Genomic DNA, 15765 nt, shown 5'->3' with positions numbered 1-15765 from the left:
GCTCAGGGACATCTCGACGGATTTCGACGATCCGCCGGTGCTCGACACCAGCACCCGGACCGGGGACATGAACGCGCTTTCGCCACCGACCCCGGGCGAGCAGCGCCTGCAGACCGAGACCTATCCGCTTGTCACCGGACGCAGCTACAACCTGCCTTTCGATCGGGTTCTGGAAGCAGTCGAAACCGTGCTCGATCGTCGGGATTGGCAGCTAACGGCGCCGTTTCCCCGTGCGATCGGGCAAAGCGAGGTGACGATCAGCGCCCTGGCCAAGAGCTTCATCCTCAGCCTTCCCGCCGACGTCGCCATCCGCGTGACCGACGATGGCGATACGGTCATCGTCGACATGCGTTCGGCCTCGCGTTACGGCCGCTATGACCTTGGCGACAATGCGGCCCGCATCGTGGATTTCCTTGCCGAGCTGGATCGGGAAGTCGCCGGCCAGGTCGGCACGGCCCCGGCCGAGTGATGTCCAGAGCATCTTGCAGCCAAGCGGTATCGCTCGGCGCCACAGAAACGCGGCTACTACAATCACGGGTTGCCGGAGACTATTCGACTTGTCTCGCCAGTCGCCTTGCATACATGGGCCGGCCCCCTGCAGTCGAAACGTATGTGCTCCGCTCGACGGGACGGTTGCGGGGTTGCGGCGATCGGTTGCGCCGTGAAGCAGACTACTCGCCAGGGTCGAAGTCACCCTTTAGCAAGATTGTCTCCACCGGCCCCAGCGGATTAATGATCCGGCTCTCCAGGACTTCGATGAGTTTGCGTCCGACCCCCGCCATGTCCACGGAATGAACTCCAATCTTCGCCGGCAGGAAGCGTGCCAGCTGCGTGCTGTCACGCGTGACAATGTGGACGTCGCTCCCCGGCGCAAGGCCTCTTCTGCCAAGAGCGTGTAGCGCCCCTAGAAGGCCTAGTTCGTTGGCGCATGCCAAGCCTGTCGGTGGATCTGAACAAGACAGCAAGCGATCGAACCAGGCTGCGCTCGATTCCATGGTGAACATGCCATGACCGATCAGCGATTGGTCGATCGGAATACCGGCCTCGGCCATTGCCCTTCCATACCCGGCAAGACGCATGGCACTCGCCTGATCCTCCGGAACCAGCAGTTGCAGTGCAATGCGTCGACAGCCCTTATCCATGAGCCGTCGGGTTGCCTCGTAGGCAATCTGTTCGTTGTCGACATCGACATAGGGATACGGGGCATCCAGGTCGGTTCTTCCAAACGCGACGAATGGCATGCGTCTATCCAGCAGCAGCGTGACGCGCGGATCACCCGACACCAACCGCGTGATGATCAGGCCGTCCGTGCTGCGCGCCTGAAGCTGCCGCTGCACACTCTCGACGGGATCGTCGTCGGGAGTGGTGGAATAGATGGACAGACTATACCCGGCTTGCCGCGCCGCCAGCGTCATGCCTTCGATCAAAGGAAGCTTCAACAGATCGGACAGATGGTCTCGTGTCTCCATCGGGAGTATTGCCGTCAGCGTCAGCGTTCGACCGGTTTTGAGCGCACGACCATGATGATTTGGTAGATAGCCGACCCGCTTAGCCGCCTCCTTGACGCGGGCTATGGTCGAGGGCTGCACTTCCGGCCCATCCTTCAGAGCGCGGGACACCGTGGTCACCGACAGGGAAAGTTCCGCCGCGATCTGCTTTAGATTGGCCATTGTTCGCCCGACTTCATTTGCGAAAGCGCCGGCTGATTGCTGACCGCCATAACGTTACCGGATTCGACATCCCGGTCAATCCAAACTGCCATAGGAAGCAGCTTGACTCTGGCGCATTCAGATGCAATCGTAACGTTACGATTACGAATAAAAGGCCATTTCGAGCAGCATTTGATAAAAGTTGGGGAGGAGAACCTATGTCTTGGCTACGCATTTCCCTTGCAGCATTCGCAATCTCGGCTGCCTTGCCCGTCCATGCGCAAACAGTCACCATCACGACCGCAGGTGGCGATTATGGCAACGCCATGAAAGAGGCCATGTGGGGCCCGGCTGCAAAAGAGCTCGGCTATGATGTCCGCGAGGAGACCCAGAGCGACGGCCTGGCCGCGTTGAAGATGCAGGTCACTTCGGGTGCGGTAGCGACCGACGTCATTCACCTGGGCTCACCGGAAGGCGCCCAGGCGGCCGCTCAGTCGCTGCTGGAGCCACTCGACTACATGATCATCGATCCCAAATCCGTGCCGGACGGCGCAAAGTCCGACTACTGCTATCCGTTCGATTCCTATGGCACCGTCATGTCGTGGAACACCAAGACCTATGGCGAGAACCCGCCCAAGACCTGGGCGGAATTCTGGGACGTTGCCAAATTCTCGGGCCGCCGCGCGTTGCGCGCCAATGCGCAGGACTCGATCGAGATCGCGCTTCTCTCCGATGGCGTGGCGCCGGCGGACATCTATTCCGTGCTTAGCACGCCCGAAGGTCTGGAGCGCGCCATCAAGCGGCTTGAAGCAATCAAACCACATGTCGCCGTGTGGTGGACCTCGGGAGCTCAGTCCGCCCAGTTGCTGAAGGACGGCGAAGCGGATCTGGTGGTTACCTGGAACGGACGGGCCCAAACCGTGAAAGCAGATGGGGGTGCTGCTGACTACACGTTCAAGGGTTCGGTTATCGGCACGGACTGCCTTGGGGTGCCGAAGGGCGCGCCGAACAAGGAAGCTGCGATGAAGCTCATCGCAGCGATGACGCAGCCCGCGCGAGTTGCGAAGCTGACCGATTTCATTGCCTATGGCCCGGTCAATCCTGCGGCATATGAGGGTGGCCTCATTCCCGAGGATCGCCTGAAGACGCTTGCGACCGCGCCCGAAAATGCCGGCACTTCGGTGTTTTCGAATTCAGAATGGTGGGTCAAGAACGGCGAGGCTGCCCAAAAAGCCTTCGATGAGATGATGAGCCGCTGAGTCTCAGCTGCAAGGCTGGAGCAGATGATGAAGTCGCTCCCGATCACCATCGACAGTGTCAGCAGGGCTTACGGATCCTACGTCGCACTGGATGATGTTTCGCTCGACATTCAAGCTGGCGAATTCCTCACGCTGCTCGGGCCATCGGGATCGGGCAAGACCACGTTATTGATGGCTCTGGCCGGTTTTGTCCGGCCGGATTCCGGTAAACTCTTGTTGGGCGATCGGGACATCACTCGCCTGGCGCCCAACAAACGGGACATCGGCATAGTGTTCCAGAATTACGCTTTGTTTCCCCACATGAATGTCCTGGCGAATGTCGCGTATCCGCTGGCGCTGCGCAAGACGCCCAGAGCGGAGGCGCGTCAGCGGGCGCTTGCCGCCTTGGCCCGCGTGAAGCTGGATGGTCTGGCGGAGCGCAATGTTGCCGCACTGTCCGGCGGCCAGCGCCAACGGGTGGCATTGGCGCGGGCAATCGTCTTCGAACCGCGCGTGATGCTGATGGACGAGCCGCTGTCGGCGCTTGACAAGAATCTGCGCGAAACCATGCAGTATGAGATCCGGCGCCTGCACGATGATCTGGCGATCACCACAATCTACGTGACCCACGATCAGCGCGAAGCGCTGATTATGTCTGACCGGATTGCGGTGATGAACTCCGGCCGCATCCAGCAGATCGATACGCCGCAGCGGATCTATGATCGTCCATCGACCCGCTTCGTCGCCGAGTTCATGGGCGAGGCTAACATTGTGGCGCCAGGCTCGGTGCGCAGGATCGACGGCGCCGAAGCGTCACGCGAAACTCTGATGATTCGCGCCGAAAGCTTCCATCTTGATGCGAAGCTCGTCGGGGAAGACGGAGTGGCTCTCGAAGGAATACTGCGCGCCAAAGCGTTCCGCGGCGAGAACTGGCTTTTGACGCTGGCGCTCGACGGTGGGCAAGAGGTTCTTGTCTGCATTCCGGCAGCGCTGGCCAGCGGCTGCGCCGAGCTTGCCGCCGGTCAGCGGATGGCCGCATATGCACCAGCGGCGAAGGTTCACGCGATACCGGGAGCGATGGCGTGACCGTCCCTCCGGATCCAGCGCTCGTGGCGGATGCGCGCCGCGAGCGGCGGTTTTTTCTTTCGCTTTCGCTCCCGGCGCTGTTCATCGTTGGACTGGCGGCGATACTGCCCATCCTTTGGATCATCCGGCAATCTTTCCTGACCACAGGGGGTGAGTACACTGTCGGCAACTACGCGAAGGTACTTTCGAGCGGACTGACATGGTCGGCGCTCGTCACAACCCTTGAACTGTCCCTCGGTACGCTGGCGATCTGCATTCTTCTAGGCACCCCGCTGGCACTCGCTTTGGCCAGCGCCAGACCAAGGGTGGTCAACGTACTGATGGCCTTCGTCATGCTGCCATTGTGGACCGCTATCCTGGTGCGCACCTATGGCTGGCTCGTGCTCTTGCGGCGTGATGGCCTGATCAACGCGGCTTTGACCGGTTCGGGCCTGACAGCGGAGCCTTTGCCGCTGGTCTATAACTTCACCGGAACGCTCATCGGCATGGTTCACTACATGCTGCCGCTTTTTCTGCTGCCGGTTTATGCCGCGATGCGCGATATCGACCCAAACCTCATTCGCGCGGCAGCGAGCATGGGAGCTACACTCGGGCAGGTCATCCGCACCGTCATAATGCCACTTTCGGCCGGCGGCATCTTCTCGGGTTCGATCATCGTCCTCATCTATTCCATAGGTTTTTTCATCACGCCGGCAGTGCTTGGCGGCGGCAAGGTAAATCCTCTCTCTACCCGGATCGAGCGTACGCTATCGACCTTTCAGGATTGGGGGTCGGCGAGCGTCCTTGGCATTCTGCTCCTCGTTCTCATGGCGCTGATCGGTGTGATGTTGCTGGCGGCACGCCGCCTGCTGGCCCAGAACACGGTGGAAGCCTCCGCCCATGCTTGAAGCCTATCCGCAAAACAGGCTCGCCCGCATTGTCCTCTGGAGCTTTGCCGCTCTTGTCATGGCATTTCTGATGTTGCCGACGCTCGTCGTGGTGCCGCTTTCGTTTTCGGCTTCGAATCTTCTCGAGTTTCCGCCGCACGCCTACTCGTTGCGCTGGTACGAGAACTTCTTCGGCTCGGCGACGTGGATGGCTGCACTGAGGACGAGCCTGATCCTTGGGACATTGACGGCGCTGATCGCGGTGCCTTTTGCGCTGCTCTCCTGCATTTCAATGAATCGGCTGGGCGGGAAGACCGCTGCGACCATCCAGAGCGTCCTGCTCACCCCCTCGATCACCCCAGGAATCCTGCTTGCGATCGGCCTCTTTTTCGTGCTGGCGGCACAACGTCTGGTCGGAACGTTGTTCGGTGTGCTGGTCGGACATGTGGTGCTGGCCGTTCCGGTGGCGTGCATTGTGCTGTTGCCCGCCCTGGCTCGCTTTGACTGGAACCAGGTTCAGGCGGCGCGTAGCCTCGGTGCGAACTGGGCCAGAGCTATTGGCGGAATAATCGTTCCGCAACTTCAGATCAGCTTGTTGTCGGCGACATTGATGGCCTTCCTGACGTCGCTCGACGAGTCTGTGATTTCGATCTTCGTTGCAAGTGGCCGCAACAGCACGATGCCGAAGCTCATGTTCGTGTCGCTGCGCGATCAGATCGATCCGACCATTGCGGCGATCTCGACATTGTGGACCGTCGTCGTCGTGGCCGTCGTCCTGGTCGTGGCCCTTCGCCAAAAATCCTGACCGAGCCAAAAATCCTAACCGAGCCAAAAGTCCTGACCGAGATTGGAAGCATGCCTACAAATCATCACGCAGCTGGTGCTCCGGCGGATCAATCAACTGATATACCTCAGGTAGGGTTGGCCATCATCACCGGGTCGGCAAACTGGGGACTTGCCTTCCCGGAAGATGTCGAATTCGATGGCGTGCGCACGTTGCGGCGCGACATGAGTTTTGAGACGCCTTTTGGTCGTACCGACAACTGGAAGCTGCTCGAGTTCGATGCCTCGATTACAGCCGAAGGGAAAGCGAAGCGGGCGCTGTGCATGTATTCGCACGGCAATCCCCGCGACCATATCGACCATTCCTGCCATCGCCGCGCCTTCTGGGTATTGATGAAAGCGGGTGTACGGCAAGTTCTCGCCTGCTCGACCGTTGGCGCCGTCAACAAGGCGATCCAGCCCGGCGACATGGTGGTGAACGCCGATATCATCGAACTGACGCAGACCCCGTTTTCACTGCTTCCTGACCGCCAGAGCTTCGACTGTTCGGGCAAGCAGATCGTATGTCCCAGATGTGCGGCGGTTCTGGTCGAAACGGCCCGCCGCCATTGGCCAGCCGAATGCCGCGTTCATGGCGTCGAACAGCAGTTGGTGGCTGCCCATTGTTATGGGCCGCGACTGACAACCCCAGCCGAAGCCTTGGCGTATCGGGGAATGGGGGCGGATGTGCTCAACCATTCCATCGCCCCTGAGGCCACCTTGGCGCGCGAGATTGGCGCGTGTTTCGTGCCGTGTGCGTTCGTCACGGCGGGCTTCAACGACTATATGGACCGCAATCGCCAGAAATTGCTGCAGGAGGACGTGCTGCCCAATCTCTCCATGACAGCCTCGCGGGTTGCGCTGGAGACCGCCGCGCGACTTCCGGCCAGTCCGGAATGCTCTTGCCAGGGTCTGAAGTCGCCTCAACCAGAAGAGCGTTCCAGCCGGTTCTGAGCTTTCAGGAGCCTAATGCATGTCGCGCAAAAGTTGCAGCGGTTTTGCGATACGACATGCATAAAACAACAACCTAAAGCGCGTCGCGTGAGCCGGTCAAATGCGACGCGCTTTAGTGCGAGTTCGTGGCGGCCTCTTAGCCAGGCAGCCTGAATATGCCGTCGATCGCCGGGTCGCCATCGGTGCTCACCAGGCCGCGAGCCACCAGATCCTCCAGATGGGCAAGCACGGACAACCCGGCAGCGCCATGAAGGCTCGGATCGGTATCGCGATAGATCGCCCGGACCATGTCCTTGATCGTCCGGTCGCCGCTTCGGATCCGTTCGAGAATCGCTTGTTCGCGCATCCTGCGATGCGTCTTCAACTCGCGCATGAAACTGCGCGGCGCGGTCACCGGCCCGCCATGGCCGGGCAGCAGCAGGCGGTCGTCGCGCTCGATCAGCCGATCCAGCGAGGCCATATAGTCGGCCATGGCGCCGTCCGGCGGCGCAACGATGGAGGTCGACCAACCCATGACGTGATCGGCCGAGAACAGGATACCGGTTCCTTCCAGCGCAAAAGCCGCGTGATTGGCAGCGTGACCCGGCGTCAGTACCGTTCTGATCGCCCAACCGTCGCCCTTGACCATCGTATCGTCGGGAAGCGCGATATCCGGATAAAAGGCGGTGTCGGCACTGGCGTCGAGCGGATTGACCTCGCCTATGCGCAGCGGCCTGGCCGGCCGATGCCGACCTTCGGCCAATACAATTGCCCCGGTGTGCTGCTTCAGCCGCGCTGCCAGCGGAGAATGGTCGCGATGCGTGTGGCTGACGAATATGTGGCTGACCGACCTGTCTCCGATTACCTCGAGCAGTGTCTTGAGATGCGCATCGTCATCTGGCCCCGGATCGATCACCGCCAGCGTCTTGCGTCCGACGATGTAGCTGTTGGTGCCGTGAAAGGTGAACGGGCTGGGATTTTTCGCGGTAATCCGAAGCACGTCGGGCGCAACGGTCACGCCCTGGCCGTAGGACGGGTCGAAATCTGTGTCGAATTTCAGCGCCATGGCGAATGTCGTTCAGCTCTGTTCTAATGCATGTCGCGCAAAAGTGTGCAGCGGTTTTGCGATAACGACATGCATAAAACAACAACCTAAAGCGCGTCGCTTGAGGCCGCTCAAACGCGACGCGCTTTAGAGACGGCAAAACCGATTGCCGCATAACACGGAAGCCAATATAGGAAAACGCAAGACCGCGATCTGCGGCAGTCCGATATGAGGAAGACCATGGCAATTGCAACGACGATGCGTCCGCTTGTTTCTCTCGCTCTGCCTGAAAAGGGCGCGGCCCGCCTGGCGATGCAGCTTTTGCTGGCGATCGTTGGAACGCTGCTGCTGACCTTGTCGGCCAAGACCAGAGTTTTGCTCGGGCCGGTCGACATCTCGATGCAGACCTTAGCCGTCTTTCTGATCGCCGCAGCATTCGGCATGCGCCTCGGCGTCGCCACGCTGCTTCTCTACATGGCGGAGGGCGCCATGGGTCTTCCGGTCTTCCAGGGCACGCCGGAAAAGGGCATCGGCGTCGCTTACATGCTCGGCTCGACCGGCGGCTATCTTGCTGGCTTCGTGGTCATGGCGGCGATCGTCGGTTGGGCCGCTGATCGCGGTTGGGATCGCCATCCGATCAAGCTCTTCAACGCGATTCTGGTTGCCGAAATCGTCATGATGGCGATGGGTTTTGCCTGGCTGGCGCTACTCATCGGCCCGGAAAAGTCATGGCAGTTCGGCGTCGTGCCCTTCATCGTCGGCGACCTGATCAAGGTCGGCTTGGCGGCGAGCCTTGTGCCAGCCGTCTGGTCGCTGCTGAAGCGCTCCTGAATCCAGTCGATGGATCGGACGCGGCACTGATCGGCAACCACAGGGATGTGATTGCGTGGAATGGTCCCTGTTTCAGCGAGGGCCTGTCGAAACTTCTCGCCAACGAAGCCGGCGCCAATTGGTCGGCATCTGCTTCGCAACACTTTGCTAACGATACCGTCACACAATGGTCAAATCGACCGATTAAGGACCAGAACAGCCAGCGACTCGTCGCGAGCCAGCGTAACAAAGCAGCTACATATCGGAGCAATTGCTCGATACCGCTGCTGGATAGCTAAAAAAGAAAGCGGCGCGATGACTTTTAGGCGCAGCTAAAGTAGTGGACAATTAGCAGGATTCGATCAACCGCATCGATTCTCACGACATGGTTGCTTGCTGGTATCTTCGCGCTGTCGTAACGCTTGCCCCGACCGTGCCAAAGACCGCCGAGAAGGATACTTGTGATCACCCCGGAAAAAACAACTGTTAAGGCGACTGCATCGCCGCAGTGGCCCGCAACCGGCACCGCAGCACGCTGGTATGCCGCCAGCGTATTTCCGGGAAAAGAAGACGTCGCCGAACGGCATCTCCGGATGCAAGGATTCCACTCGTTTGTACCTCGCTGCGAGAAGACCACACGTCATGCCCGGCGCATCGAGACGCGGCCGGCGGCCTATTTTCCAGGTTACATGTTCATCGCCCTCGATGTCGCGCTGCAGCGGTGGCGCTCGGTCAATGGAACGTTCGGCGTGCGCTCCCTCATCATGCAGGGCGAGCGGCCCTTGCCGGTCCCCTCGGGGCTGGTGGAGCGGTTCATTGGCCTGACCGGCAAGGACGGCTTGCTTGATTTCAGCGGAGGCCTTACCGCGGGCGCCTCGGTTCGGATTCTTTCAGGTCCCTTCGCGGAGATGATCGGTCGTCTTGACCGGCTCGATCCGGCCGGAAGGGCCCGGGTTCTGGTTGCCATCATGAATGGCGAGATCCCTGTTGACCTAGATTCAAGGGAACTCGTCGCGATCGCATAACCGCAATTGACGCTGGGTCATGCGGTGCAAGTGCTGCAGAGTCGGCTCTCGGGTTTCACCCGGGAGTGCGGTAGCCATTGATGACATAAAGTTGCGTCGAGCGAGGGCTTCCGCTGCTGCGCCGTGCAACCGCGTGGGCGCATAGGGACAGCATAGGTACGATCGAGACTTTACCTCCTGTTCGAAATGAATACGAACCCTCACAGTTCTGACGTTTAACCTCATTAGAGACCGATCTGACAAACTTGAACACCTCCACGCGCAATCCATCCAACCGAAGGCATCTTTTGTTCCGGATGCGCTTTCAATTACTAGGTGGCCTTACTGCTGCTATCGTCGTGCCAGCTTTGATTCGTATGGCATTTGGTCCAGGAGCTCTCCTATCCACAAATATGCAGGTTACTATTCTCGCTGCATTTATCGCCCACACGTCTGGTTACTTTTTCTATAAGCGCATTGGCAACTTTCCGGGGGTCGCGGCGGCTGGCTACATCCTGCCCACCTTCGCCCTGACTTATGGGCTTGTGTTCGTCACCATCTTCTTCTTCAGATTCGACTATAGTCGGTTCCAGGCCGCTGCCAGCTTCATCCAATCGACACTGTGGTATTTTGGCTTGAGCCTTGCCACGCGACGGCTCGATTCATATCGACTCGCGGTAATTCCTGGCGGAGATGTCGACAGGCTAGAGAGCATACCGGGCGTGCACTGGCATCGGGTCGATTCGCCTGAGACGGTAGTTGAGGACGCTAGCGGTGTGGTGGCGGATCTGCGAGCCGATCTTTCAGAGGAATGGGAGCGGTATATCGCCGATCGCGCCCTCTCGGGAACGCCGGTCTATCACGTCAAGCAAATCACCGAGTCGCTCACCGGTAGGGTAGAGATCGAGCATCTTTCAGAAAATACGCTAGGGTCACTGAATCCAAATCATGCCTATTTAAAGATGAAGCAGGCTATTGATTGGGTTTCAGCGCTGTTTATCCTTATCGTTTTCTCGCCATTGTTTTTATTCGTGGCGATGGCGATAAGACTCGACTCGGCCGGACCGGCATTGTTTAGACAAAAAAGGATGGGGTACAGAGGAAATATTTACGAGGTTTACAAATTTCGGACGATGAAACTCAGCGCCGCTGTTGGTGATGAAAAGGAAGAGGCCATCACAAAGACTGGCGATGAGCGGATTACGCGTCTTGGGCAGTTCTTGAGAAAATCCAGGATTGATGAGTTGCCGCAAGCCCTCAACATCTTGCGCGGCGAAATGAGCTGGATCGGACCGCGGCCGGAGGCACTCGTGCTGTCGAAATGGTATGAGGCTGAGCTGCCATTCTACCGATATCGGCACATCGTCCGGCCTGGCATTACCGGATGGGCGCAAGTCAATCAGGGCCATGTTGCGGCGGTGGACGACGTTCTGGAAAAACTTCACTACGACTTCTACTACATCAAGAATTTTTCGCCTTGGCTCGACGTGCTGATTGTGTTTCGTACGATCCGAACCATGCTGACAGGATTTGGTGCTCGGTAGAGCCGAAGAGGCTTACTGATTGCGGGAGGATCATATTATTCGCTTGGCAGACACTCACAATCGCGTTCCAGAAATCGCCGGAGAAGCACAATGACTAGGAAGATCGCACTCATAACCGGTATCACTGGCCAGGATGGCGCCTATCTGGCGGAACTTCTGCTGGCGAAGGGCTATCACGTCCACGGACTCAAGCGGCGTTCATCCTCGTTCAACACCGGTCGCATCGACAATCTCTATCAGGATCCGCACGAAAAGAACGTAAGACTGTCGCTCCACTACGGTGACATGACCGATGCCACGAACCTCATCCGCATAGTCCAGGAAGTGCAGCCAGACGAGATCTACAACCTCGCGGCGCAATCCCATGTTCAGGTGAGCTTCGAGACTGCGGAATACACGGCGAATGCGGACGCGATCGGGACGCTACGCCTTCTCGAGGCCATCCGGCTGCTTGGTCTGACAAAAAGGACGCGTTTCTATCAGGCATCGACTTCCGAGCTCTATGGGAAGGTGCAGGAGATCCCGCAAAAGGAAACGACGCCTTTCTATCCGCGATCGCCCTATGCCGCAGCAAAGATCTATGCGTACTGGATTGCGGTAAATTACCGCGAAGCCTATGGCATTCACGCTTCCAACGGCATCCTGTTCAATCACGAGAGTCCGATGCGCGGCGAGACATTTGTGACGCGTAAGATCACGCGCGCAGCTGCCGCGATCAGCCTGGGCCTTCAGGACAAACTCTACCTCGGCAATCTGTCTGCCGGGCGAGATTGGGGTCATGCCCGCGACTATGTCGAGGGCATGTGGAGGATCCTTCAGCAGGACGTGCCCGACGATTATGTCCTAGCAACCGGAGTGAAGAACTCGGTCCGCCGTTTCGTCGAGCTTGCATTCAGCGAAGTTGGGACAGAGATCCAATGGGTCGGTTTCGGCATCGACGAAAAAGGCATCGATGCAAGATCCGGCGCTGTTCTGGTCGAGGTGGATCCGCGGTACTTCAGGCCGACCGAAGTAGAGCTTCTGATCGGCGACCCCTCGAAAGCGGAGCGCGTTCTCGGGTGGAAGGCAACAACCTCCCTAGCCACAATGGTCCAGGAAATGGTCCAGTCCGATCTCGAAACGGTAAGACGGGAATCCGAGCACCGGCGTTTGGACGAGGATCGCATTCGCGTTGCGGCACAGTAAGGAACGCTGGACCGAGTTGAGATGAAGATCTCGGTTTTGACGGTCTGCTGGAACTCGGCCGCAACAATCAGGCATACGGTCGATAGCTTCTTTGCCCAGGACCATCAGGACAAAGAGCTGGTGGTCGTCGATGGCGGGTCATCGGACGAAACGCTGACAACCCTTCGGTCCTATCCTCAGGACCAGATTCAGTTGGTCAGCGAGCCCGACCGTGGAATGTATGATGCATTGAATAAAGGGCTGCGCCTCTATACTGGAGACGCAGTTGGCGTGCTGAATTCCGACGATTGTTTCCATGACCATACTGTGCTGACGCGAATTTCGGCAGAACTCGAACAGGCCGATATCGTGCATGGCAATCTGGATTTTGTTGAAGATCATTTCAACAAGCGGGTCATCCGGCGTTGGCGTGCCGCCCCCAGGCCCGCCAAGGGTTTTCGGACCGGTTGGATGCCCGCTCATCCCACGTTCTACGTCAGGCGCAAGGTAGCGGAAGCGGTCGGCATATTTGACCTCAGTCTCAAAGTGGCATCAGATTACGATTGGATGCTGAGGGCGGTAGACCTCCACCAATTCAACTGTGCGACTACTAACAATACGCTTGTGGATATGATGGTTGGAGGGGCCAGTACGCGGGATCTGCGCTCGTATATAGAGCACAATATAGAGGCTCTTCGGTCTCGACGCCGTTGGCTTGGATCCGGCATCATAGACTATGCCCTCGTTGCAAAGCCTGTCCGAAAACTAGGACAGCTTTTTCCAAGATAGCGCAACAATTCGAAGGTACGAAGCTCGAGCAGGCGTCTTTGCGTCATCAAGCGATCAAATAGTCCGCGACCGCCGGAAAGCGGGGCCGCAAGGTCAGGTTGAAACAGTGTGTGAATCCGAGGCGACGTTATTTACCGATTGCCAGGAAATTTAAAATCTTCAGACGGTTAGATGAATTCGAGAACATATCATTGCTCCTTCCAAGGGGTAAGCTAGGACCCATGGCATGAACATAATTCGGACAATGAGGCTCATCCTTGAGCATCCTGGTAATCGGTATGGCAAAGTCGCAGCGTTGGCTCGATTTATCCGTTGGCAAATCGCTTCGCGACTGGCATTGGGTTCGATTGCCGTTCCATTCGTGAACGACACAATTTTGTTAGTTGCAAACGGGATGACCGGTGCCACCGGAAACATTTACAATGGCCTTCTTGAATGGGAGGAAATGGGCTTTGTCCTTCATTTTTTGCGTCCCGAAGAGCTCTTCGTCGACGTTGGAGCGAACGTGGGCGCCTATTCCGTGATGGCGGCGGGAGCAGTGGGGTCCCCTTGTGTCTGCATAGAACCGATCGAATCCACGTTTGTTCATCTGCGCCGAAACATTGCCATTAATTTCCTCGACAGCCGTGTAGAGCTCCATAATGTTGGCGCAGGTTCAGAAGATGGATCAATTGGGTTCATCAACAATGCTGATACGAGAAATCGAGTAGCAATTGATGGAGAGGCATTCATCCCGGTCGAGGTCAAAAGAGTCGATGACCTCCTGGAAGGAAGAATGCCGGTTTTGATGAAGATTGACGTTGAGGGATTTGAGCCTGCCGTTCTTGCTGGGGCGAGTAGAACGCTTGAGCTGGAGAGCTTGCAAGCAGTGATTGTGGAGGTCAATGGGCAAGAAAAGAGATATGGCTTCGCTGCGGATTCTGTCCGAGGCGCACTCGCGGCGAGCGGCTTTACCAGGATAAGGTACGAACCTCGAACACGGGAAATTGTGCGGGATACGCTTGATGGGGATGGCAACGCGATATTTGTCAAAAACCTCGAATGGGCACAGGACAAAGTGCGCAAATCGCCCGAATACCGAACTCTAATTGGCAAAATATGAGCGCAGGCTGGCTGACGCTAGCATCCATAGCATGCAATTTACCTGGAAGAAGCCAGTACCCACTTCCGAACTAGAGAATAGAAAAGTTTGACAGCAAGGAGCCGAAAAGGAGCGCTTCTGGGGCGCCTATCCGGTATATCAAAGCCCGGACTTTGGGCGTTGGTTGAGCAAATTAGTATGCCTACTTTGCAATTGCTGTTAACTGCGCCGCTGATCTACTCTGTTGGCTTGAGTGGCTATGGCCTGTGGACCTTCAACTTATCGCTTGCGGGCGTACTTGGTGCAGCAACACCCGGCGTCGGTATGGCTGCTACTCAGTTGATATCGGCCGAGGTCGATCGCACGAAGCGGTCCGCGGCAATTAGCTTGATTGTGTTCGGCGGCTTAGCGGTTTCAGTTCTTTCAGGTGGCATTGCGTTCGCGCTGTCTAGTGTTGCCCTTCGCAGTTACCCGCCACTGATCTGGACCGAAAATCATATAGATATTGTAAGATTTGTCTTGCTTGCTGTACTCACTGCGATTGCATTACAGTGGGATATGATATGCGCTGCGACACTGAGAGCGCAAAGTCGTTTTAAAGAGAATGCGCTATGTGAGGTGTCTACGCGGTTATTTAGCATTGGAAGTGTAGCCACGGCCGGGATGCTAAGTTTTCCATTGACTCAGCTTTTAGTTATAAACCTCCTGTGTATTATCTTGCGCGGAGGTGTGAAAGCATTTGTGGCAACAAGGGGAATTGAAAAATTTAGCCTCCACGAGGTGCTCGGATTGCTTTCGCTGGCCGTCCATTATTCCGTTCTGCAATGGGTAAATAACGTATCTTCTCTCTTGTACTCGTCAGCAGATCGTATCGTGCTTGGATATTTTGTGTCCGCCGAAATAGTTGCCGTCGCGAGCCTCTGCGGTGAGATGAACCAGCAAATACAGTCACTGCCTAGAGCATACTTTTCGCCTATACTGCCAGAGCTTATCAAGCTAGATCGTGCAAATGACAAGGTCGGCTTTCAGAATATCTTGCTGAGAAGCTCTGCAAATATAAAGCGTATAATAATAATGCTCTCGCTGGCGTCAATTGCATTTGGGCCGCCTTTGGTGATTCTGCTAAGTCAATCAAGCTTTATTTACCAAGAGCTTATGGTTATTTATTGCTCATATACTTTGTCATATGTGGCAATTGCAATGATAATCGTTCCTTACTTCTCGCTTATAGGTCGAGGGGAGTTGCGATTCGCAAATATGCTAACCATTGGCGGGGCGGTTGCTAACCTGGTGGCTGCTGTGGCGTTGGGATCGCTGCTGGGAGCAGCCGGCGTCGCGCTGGGACGAATGTTCTATACCGTCCCGTTCATATTTTGGCGAAAGCGGGAGAGCACGAGGACATGAAACTTCAGTCCGAGGCTCACCGAAATCAAGCACTGGCGGCTGGGCCGCGCCCTACTAGCGGTCGGATCGGCAAGAACAGCAGCCTGAGCGTGGACAGGTTGATGCTGGTCGCGCTAGTTGGACCTGCGGTTGCTGGCGTTTTGAGGAAATTGACTCCGACGCAGCCAGTGCAAATTGAGGCACTGCCAGTCTCAATATTTCTTGCGCTTGTTTTCTTCGGGCTTGTCAAAGTCAACAAAAATCAGGCCTCAGTGGCCTATGGATGGATCGTCAGTTGGATCGCGCTCGTGGCGATTTACGCTGTTCCTGCGTTTGCAATCGACACTATGC

The 15765-nt window shown here is 57.2% G+C and carries 15 protein-coding genes and 1 pseudogene; 14 read left to right on the top strand and 2 right to left on the bottom strand.

Going from position 1 to position 15765, the window contains the following annotated elements; genetic code table 11:
* On the top strand, positions 1-469 hold a 469-nt coding region (locus tag EOA86_RS03360; RefSeq protein ID WP_164891540.1), incomplete at its 5' end, for a DUF1499 domain-containing protein.
* 202 nt (positions 470-671) lie between these two features.
* On the opposite strand, the gene EOA86_RS03355 is transcribed toward EOA86_RS03360, so the two are convergent.
* A complete protein-coding gene (locus EOA86_RS03355) occupies positions 672-1670 on the bottom strand; it encodes a LacI family DNA-binding transcriptional regulator (RefSeq protein ID WP_128340705.1) in 999 nt (332 codons plus the stop codon).
* 17 nt (positions 1671-1687) lie between these two features.
* On the opposite strand from EOA86_RS03355, the gene EOA86_RS03350 reads away from it, so the two are divergent.
* The 5 genes from EOA86_RS03350 (at position 1688) to EOA86_RS03330 (ending at position 6615) form a co-directional block, all read left to right on the top strand.
* Positions 1688-2908: an ABC transporter substrate-binding protein gene (locus EOA86_RS03350; protein ID WP_245497110.1), complete on the top strand. Its 1221-nt coding sequence runs from the start codon at positions 1688-1690 to the stop codon at positions 2906-2908.
* Positions 2909-2935: 27 nt separating this feature from the next.
* A complete protein-coding gene (locus tag EOA86_RS03345) occupies positions 2936-3973 on the top strand; it encodes an ABC transporter ATP-binding protein (protein ID WP_128340707.1) in 1038 nt (345 codons plus the stop codon).
* Positions 3970-4860, top strand: a complete 891-nt coding sequence (locus EOA86_RS03340) for an ABC transporter permease (RefSeq protein ID WP_128340704.1) — start codon at positions 3970-3972, stop codon at positions 4858-4860. Before EOA86_RS03345 ends, EOA86_RS03340 begins: the two co-directional genes overlap by 4 nt.
* Positions 4861-5008: 148 nt before the next feature.
* Complete coding sequence (locus tag EOA86_RS03335; RefSeq protein ID WP_245497108.1) at positions 5009-5644, top strand: ABC transporter permease; 636 nt, start codon at positions 5009-5011, stop codon at positions 5642-5644.
* Positions 5645-5694: 50 nt separating this feature from the next.
* A complete protein-coding gene (locus tag EOA86_RS03330; RefSeq protein ID WP_128340702.1) occupies positions 5695-6615 on the top strand; it encodes a 5'-methylthioadenosine phosphorylase in 921 nt (306 codons plus the stop codon).
* 136 nt (positions 6616-6751) lie between these two features.
* Here the strand turns inward: EOA86_RS03330 and EOA86_RS03325 are convergent, their stop codons facing one another.
* Positions 6752-7660: an MBL fold metallo-hydrolase gene (locus tag EOA86_RS03325; protein ID WP_128340701.1), complete on the bottom strand. Its 909-nt coding sequence runs from the start codon at positions 7658-7660 to the stop codon at positions 6752-6754.
* A 219-nt stretch (positions 7661-7879) separates the two neighbouring features.
* Here EOA86_RS03325 and EOA86_RS03320 point away from each other — a divergent pair, with 219 nt between their 5' ends.
* The 8 genes and pseudogenes from EOA86_RS03320 to EOA86_RS03285 all read left to right on the top strand — a co-directional run.
* Positions 7880-8470 carry a biotin transporter BioY gene (locus EOA86_RS03320; protein WP_127209703.1) on the top strand — a complete coding sequence of 197 codons (591 nt, stop codon included), beginning with the start codon at positions 7880-7882 and terminating at the stop codon, positions 8468-8470.
* Positions 8471-8910: 440 nt separating this feature from the next.
* Positions 8911-9474, top strand: coding sequence for a transcription termination/antitermination NusG family protein (locus EOA86_RS03315; RefSeq protein ID WP_065006257.1), 564 nt, complete (start codon positions 8911-8913; stop codon positions 9472-9474).
* A 245-nt stretch (positions 9475-9719) separates the two neighbouring features.
* Positions 9720-10997, top strand: a complete 1278-nt coding sequence (locus tag EOA86_RS03310) for a sugar transferase (protein ID WP_245497103.1) — start codon at positions 9720-9722, stop codon at positions 10995-10997.
* 90 nt (positions 10998-11087) lie between these two features.
* A pseudogene (gene gmd / locus EOA86_RS03305) lies at positions 11088-12207 on the top strand (GDP-mannose 4,6-dehydratase).
* Positions 12204-12950, top strand: a complete 747-nt coding sequence (locus EOA86_RS03300) for a glycosyltransferase family 2 protein (protein WP_128340699.1) — start codon at positions 12204-12206, stop codon at positions 12948-12950. Before gmd ends, EOA86_RS03300 begins: the two are co-directional and overlap by 4 nt.
* Before the next feature lie 244 nt (positions 12951-13194).
* Complete coding sequence (locus EOA86_RS03295; RefSeq protein WP_164891539.1) at positions 13195-14052, top strand: FkbM family methyltransferase; 858 nt, start codon at positions 13195-13197, stop codon at positions 14050-14052.
* A gap of 159 nt (positions 14053-14211) precedes the next feature.
* Positions 14212-15435: a hypothetical protein gene (locus EOA86_RS03290; RefSeq protein ID WP_128340697.1), complete on the top strand. Its 1224-nt coding sequence runs from the start codon at positions 14212-14214 to the stop codon at positions 15433-15435.
* Positions 15432-15765: hypothetical protein (locus EOA86_RS03285; protein ID WP_164891538.1), on the top strand; the 334-nt coding region annotated here is incomplete at its 3' end. The genes EOA86_RS03290 and EOA86_RS03285, both read left to right, overlap by 4 nt.

Origin of the sequence: Mesorhizobium sp. M5C.F.Ca.IN.020.32.2.1, from assembly GCF_004023105.1 — a bacterium.
Classification (GTDB): Bacteria; Pseudomonadota; Alphaproteobacteria; order Rhizobiales; family Rhizobiaceae; genus Mesorhizobium; species Mesorhizobium wenxiniae.
This window is presented reverse-complemented; position numbering and strand designations above follow the sequence as displayed.

Coding starts and splice junctions, on each gene's coding strand:
- EOA86_RS03355 (WP_128340705.1), bottom strand. CDS start 1,670: ATGGCCAATCTAAAGCAGATCGCGGCGGAACTTTCCCTGTCGGTGACC.
- EOA86_RS03345 (WP_128340707.1), top strand. CDS start 2,936: ATGAAGTCGCTCCCGATCACCATCGACAGTGTCAGCAGGGCTTACGGA.
- EOA86_RS03330 (WP_128340702.1), top strand. CDS start 5,695: ATGCCTACAAATCATCACGCAGCTGGTGCTCCGGCGGATCAATCAACT.
- EOA86_RS03325 (WP_128340701.1), bottom strand. CDS start 7,660: ATGGCGCTGAAATTCGACACAGATTTCGACCCGTCCTACGGCCAGGGC.
- EOA86_RS03320 (WP_127209703.1), top strand. CDS start 7,880: ATGGCAATTGCAACGACGATGCGTCCGCTTGTTTCTCTCGCTCTGCCT.
- EOA86_RS03300 (WP_128340699.1), top strand. CDS start 12,204: ATGAAGATCTCGGTTTTGACGGTCTGCTGGAACTCGGCCGCAACAATC.
- EOA86_RS03295 (WP_164891539.1), top strand. CDS start 13,195: ATGAGGCTCATCCTTGAGCATCCTGGTAATCGGTATGGCAAAGTCGCA.